Origin of the sequence: Alkanindiges hydrocarboniclasticus, from assembly GCF_001982605.1 — a bacterium.
Taxonomy (GTDB): domain Bacteria; phylum Pseudomonadota; class Gammaproteobacteria; order Pseudomonadales; family Moraxellaceae; genus Alkanindiges; species Alkanindiges hydrocarboniclasticus.
The window spans coordinates 1-4,802 of sequence record NZ_MLCN01000050.1; the positions used below are offsets into that span (position 1 = coordinate 1).

The following is a 4,802-nucleotide window of genomic DNA, read 5'->3' on the forward strand; positions in this document are numbered from 1 at the left end:
CAATATTCATTAATGTTTTAATTATTTAATAATTATACATTTCGTTGCTTTTTTAATCTGATTTATTGAAGATGATTTTCTATAATCATTAAAATAATAAAAATACAAATACATTAATAAAATCCTATTTACCATTTACTCATATATCTTATTAGTATAACTCATTGTTTTATTTATTTAATTTTTTTATATTTCATGAATTTATTTTTTGATTTTCTCAATTTTATAAAATTCACAAAACTTTCTTATGCTCTACTCTTTTTTAATTTAATTAAAATGACATTATTAAAAACCTTTAAATCCTTTTTAATTTAATTGAATTATATTCTCTGTATTTAACTTGAATTTGTTACGTTAGATTTCAAGCTGTTTGTAAAATTCAGTTGCTTCCATATCTACCTTAATATCATTAATCGTTAGCTCTTTACTTAGTGATAATCCCTCAATACTCCTACAACGGCTTAGCGCTACGTAAGTCTGCCCTACTTCGAATGCGCCAGTTCCTAAATCAAGATGTACCTTGTCCAAAGTTCGTCCTTGGCTTTTATGTATAGTCATTGACCATGCAAGCATTAATGGAATCTGATGAAATGAACCAATCTCTTTCCGTTCAATCTGGCTACTCTTCTCGTCCCAAAAATATTGATAGTTTATCCACACTGCATAGCCTACAGTTACTATTTCGCCACTTTCAATGAGTTTAACTTTTACTGTTTCATTAGTAGGCATTCCGAGTACTGTCCCAATAGTGCCATTAATCCAGCTCTTATCAGGTGCATTCTGCGTGAACATAACTTGTGCCCCTACTTTAAGAAATATAGACGTGGGTAGAGAATCCTTTTTGTCAGTTTGGAATTCACCTTTGATAGTTGCATGATATTGCTTACCCTCCCCTACTAATTTTGCTAATTCATTTTCGTTTCTTTCATTCACTGTTGCATTGGAAGGTGATAACCACACTGATCCGCTTTCAGGATTGTTCTTGGTACAAGTTTGATTGATAATTTTCAAAGTTTCTTCTAGATGCATGCCTTGTCTAATATTTGAAAGGAGTTCAATAAATACATTATCCTTTTGCCGATAAGTTTTTGTTAACTCAATAGTACAGTACTCAATTTTTTGTAGGGCGTATGAACTTATGAACTTCGGTGATCTATAATATTTGCCATATAATTCCTTTAGTTCAAAATTTACTACTGGTGGCAATTGATATAAGTCACCGACTACAACAATCGGAAGTCCAGCAAAAGGTAATTCAACACCTCTATTTACTCTTAGGAAAACACTTATTGCATCTAACATATTTGCAGTGACCATTGAGATTTCATCAATAATTAAAAGTTCAGCTTCACGGTAGATGCTATTAAAAGATAATTTTTTTATATCACTTTTGACTATCCATGCCGGTGGTAATTTAAATAGTGAATGTAATGTCTTACCACCTACATTTAATGCGGCCATTGCTGTTGGTGCACCTAACAATACCTTTCCATGGAACTCCTTCATCATCCATTTGATAAAAGTTGTTTTTCCTGTACCAGCACCACCAGTTACAAAGATAAATGGGTAACCCTCTTCTACCAAATTCTTTACGGTAAGATATTCAGGCTGAATAACTATTTCTGCATTTTCACTTTTAAAGCCTTTAGTTAAGGTGCGATTGAAAACTTGCTCAATATAATCTAGTTCTGATCTCTGCAAGTCTCCAACCGAATTTTTTTGGAAAAATATTTAACTTTAATTTCACTCATATTTTTACCCCATAATTGTTCTAGGTACAATTTTAATTAAATCTTGAACTAAAAGATTATACATAAATTGTTCTTGGAACATTTTATGTTGGTGAGACTAATTTTTTTTATCGTGAAAGTTAAAATTGTTCTTGGAACAAGTATCAATTGGTATAAAAAATTTCCTTATAAATTGTTCCTAGAACAATTTTAAATACTTAACCCAGTTCAAAAAGCATAAAAAAAAGACCCTTTACAGGGTCAACAGAGAGGTACCAATGAACCCGTGTCCGAGTCCATTTTGTTATATGATAATTTTAAGGTAAGCCGGATAATTTTCAAGTTAATTATTATTCTGGCTTAAAGTGATAGCTTATAATGATAACTCAATAAACCTTTATTTAAACTTTACTATTCTTAATAGGCACTAAATGAGAATGCATAATTATGCCTTAAATCAAAAAGGTAAACTTGTCAGTGCGAAAAGTCCATCGTTTCTGGATGATTATATATGTCCAGTCTGCAAGCATTCGGTTGAACTACAACTTAGCCAACTTAAGCGAAACTGCTTTAAATATTCTGACTTTTGTATTTGTAATGAAAAAGACTTAGAGCAAAAATTTGCCTTATTGTTGCTAGAACAAACTCTTCAAGAACATATCAAAGAACACTCGTCATTGATTTTTGAGCGAAATTGTGCAAAGTGTAATGAAGCTGCTGAGGCAAAATTTACCAAGACATTATTTAACAGCTATGAAATTGTTCAAGTAACTCAAAATGCAATACATATTAATTTAAAATACATGATAAATAATACCGTTGAACTAATCATTGCAGATTCAAATCAGCTAGATATTTTGGGTGAAACTTTATTAGGCCATCCAACAAAATTTATCGTTTTAAGTATGAGTGATTTTATAGTTGATCCCAAGCACTGGAAATTTATTATTGAAAATCTTAAACCATTTTATTGTTCCAGTTGCAAGGGATCGTAATCATTTAAGGCTTGATAGGCAAGTTCTCATATATATTAGCTTTTGATTGCTTACCAAACTGTCTGGGTTGTCAAGAGAGTAGGGGTACTATAATCGACACGTAAATGAAAAAAACCATTCCATGGGTGGTGTCCATTAATACATTACTTAATAACTGATAATTGATCTGGTGTAATTTTAAGTTTTTCTGTTTGAGTCACTATATATTTTATAGGTTCACTGATAATAAAAAGCTTTAAGGCTTCTCCAGCTAGAATATTTAGGGAAATAGCTGTACTATTCAATCTATTCATAATGCTTCGGCGTATAAGTTTAACTACTATAATTATACTTCATCTTTAATTTATTTGGCAATATATTGTCTGCTTTTATGGTTTCCCCTTTTTTGGCCTGTGGTATTTATACTTTCAGAAAAAGACTTTATTTAATGGAAAAACTTATAATAAATCATAATACTAAAAAAGAATATTGTGCTGATTACAGTCACACCAAGGCTTTTATACCTTAATATTTTTACATCGGGATTTTTACGGATAGTTTTAGTTTCCTGCCACAATTTAATGGTCGAAATGGCATCGTAAATCCAAAACAATCCAATCGCTACTATGATATACCAACTCATATGACTTGCTTCCTGAACAGCCTATTTAGATGGCATCGTATTTCATGGGATAAGGGAAATGCTAAAAGGGTGACAAAAGACTTGAAGTGTTTATGCAGCCTATTGGATGGTTTATGTGCATGTTTTAATTGCTGGGCTAGGTAAAACTGTTGAGTCAACTCATGTAGTGAAATAAAGCTCGTATCACATCCCTGTGATTCCATAATACTGATCAAATGTATGAAAAGCTTTTGCGTCAGCTGGAGATCAGTACTGGCGCAATGACTTTCCTTTACAAGTACTTTTATGTCTTGCTGGTTATCGCCTGCTATATAGTAGGATAGATATCCCAGTTTATAACTAGGCAATTCCTTAAGGACATGACGGGCAAGGGCATAGGTACATATCGGTTTATATATTGAACAATCAATCTGGCTATGAGCAAGGCAATCAAGATCATATTTCACATTATGGCCTATGACATATTCTACACCAGCCGGCATGGCCACCATTGAGTAAGAGGGTGCATCTTTAACGTCAAAATCGGTGATATGGTGAATCATCATCGCCTGTAGATCAATTTTCACTTCGGGATTGAAGCGGGAACAGCTGATATCACCCCCATTAAAATCTTGATAAGCCAGCTCAATTACCCGCCCATGCAACTTGTGGGTTTCAGTATCGATATAAATTGCTTTAGAAGTATTCATGGCTGCCCCAGCTGATTATCATCTGTCTTTACGTCTGGGCAATTGGCATGATTAATTTGTCCATTTCTGACATTGGCCTGAGCTTGAGCATAAGCAAGCCGGAACCAATATAATGCTTGCTGATCGTTTCGGGGGATAGTATCTCCATCAGCATACATGCGCGCGAGTTCAAACTGTGATCCGGCATCACCTTGTCGTGCCCGTTGTTGAATCTCTTTGGCATACTGCCTGCGCTGGCCATCTTCTAATTTGTCTATTCTTATATCAATGGAATGTCCCAATTTCTTTAGGAAGTTCTCAGCCATAACAGGCTGGCTATAACACCAAAGAATTCCATTTACTAACACCAAAGCAAATCGTTTCATAAATACCATTTAGAAATTTACATTCTGATTTTAAAACACATCTGAATTTAGGCCGAAAACTATATAGAGAACCACTACTAATCTTTACATCTATTTTCGGTACAAAGTCCCTAGAACCATAGGAAATTTTAAGTATCTCTTAATATTTTAACTATAAATTAATATGGCAATATAAACAATTGGATTAATTTTTATTTTCGGTGCTAAAGCAGTTCGGGGTAGGTGCGCTATGCCTATTTTTAAAAAGGGTACGTATATGGAGTACTTTATTTTCTAATCACTGATTAGGTTTTCTATACTCTATATAGAACGGATTACGGATACGGTAAACCGTGCTATTAGGCATAGCATTTTATAATCTAGTCGCTCTCCTGAAGGAGCTTAAAGGTATATTCCCCCCC

At 33.4% G+C, this 4,802-nt stretch carries 4 protein-coding genes; 1 reads left to right on the forward strand and 3 read right to left on the reverse strand.

Going from position 1 to position 4,802, the window contains the following annotated elements; all coding sequences use genetic code 11:
- Positions 1-354 precede the first annotated feature (354 nt).
- Positions 355-1,701 (reverse strand): ATP-dependent DNA helicase, encoded by a 1,347-nt coding sequence (locus BKE30_RS14355; protein ID WP_143253779.1) that lies wholly within the window; start codon positions 1,699-1,701, stop codon positions 355-357.
- 466 nt (positions 1,702-2,167) lie between these two features.
- Between BKE30_RS14355 and BKE30_RS14360 the strand changes: the two genes are divergently transcribed.
- Positions 2,168-2,725 (forward strand): hypothetical protein, encoded by a 558-nt coding sequence (locus tag BKE30_RS14360; protein WP_143253780.1) that lies wholly within the window; start codon positions 2,168-2,170, stop codon positions 2,723-2,725.
- A gap of 618 nt (positions 2,726-3,343) precedes the next feature.
- Here BKE30_RS14360 and BKE30_RS14370 read toward each other — a convergent pair.
- Entirely contained in the window at positions 3,344-4,036 is a 693-nt protein-coding gene (locus BKE30_RS14370; RefSeq protein ID WP_076879256.1) for a 3'-5' exonuclease, read from the reverse strand.
- A complete protein-coding gene (locus tag BKE30_RS14375) occupies positions 4,033-4,401 on the reverse strand; it encodes an SEL1-like repeat protein (RefSeq protein ID WP_158073200.1) in 369 nt (122 codons plus the stop codon). Before BKE30_RS14375 ends, BKE30_RS14370 begins: the two co-directional genes overlap by 4 nt.
- Positions 4,402-4,802 lie beyond the last annotated feature (401 nt).

Coding starts and splice junctions, on each gene's coding strand:
- BKE30_RS14370 (WP_076879256.1), bottom strand. CDS start 4,036: ATGAATACTTCTAAAGCAATTTATATCGATACTGAAACCCACAAGTTG.
- BKE30_RS14375 (WP_158073200.1), bottom strand. CDS start 4,401: ATGAAACGATTTGCTTTGGTGTTAGTAAATGGAATTCTTTGGTGTTAT.
- BKE30_RS14360 (WP_143253780.1), top strand. CDS start 2,168: ATGCATAATTATGCCTTAAATCAAAAAGGTAAACTTGTCAGTGCGAAA.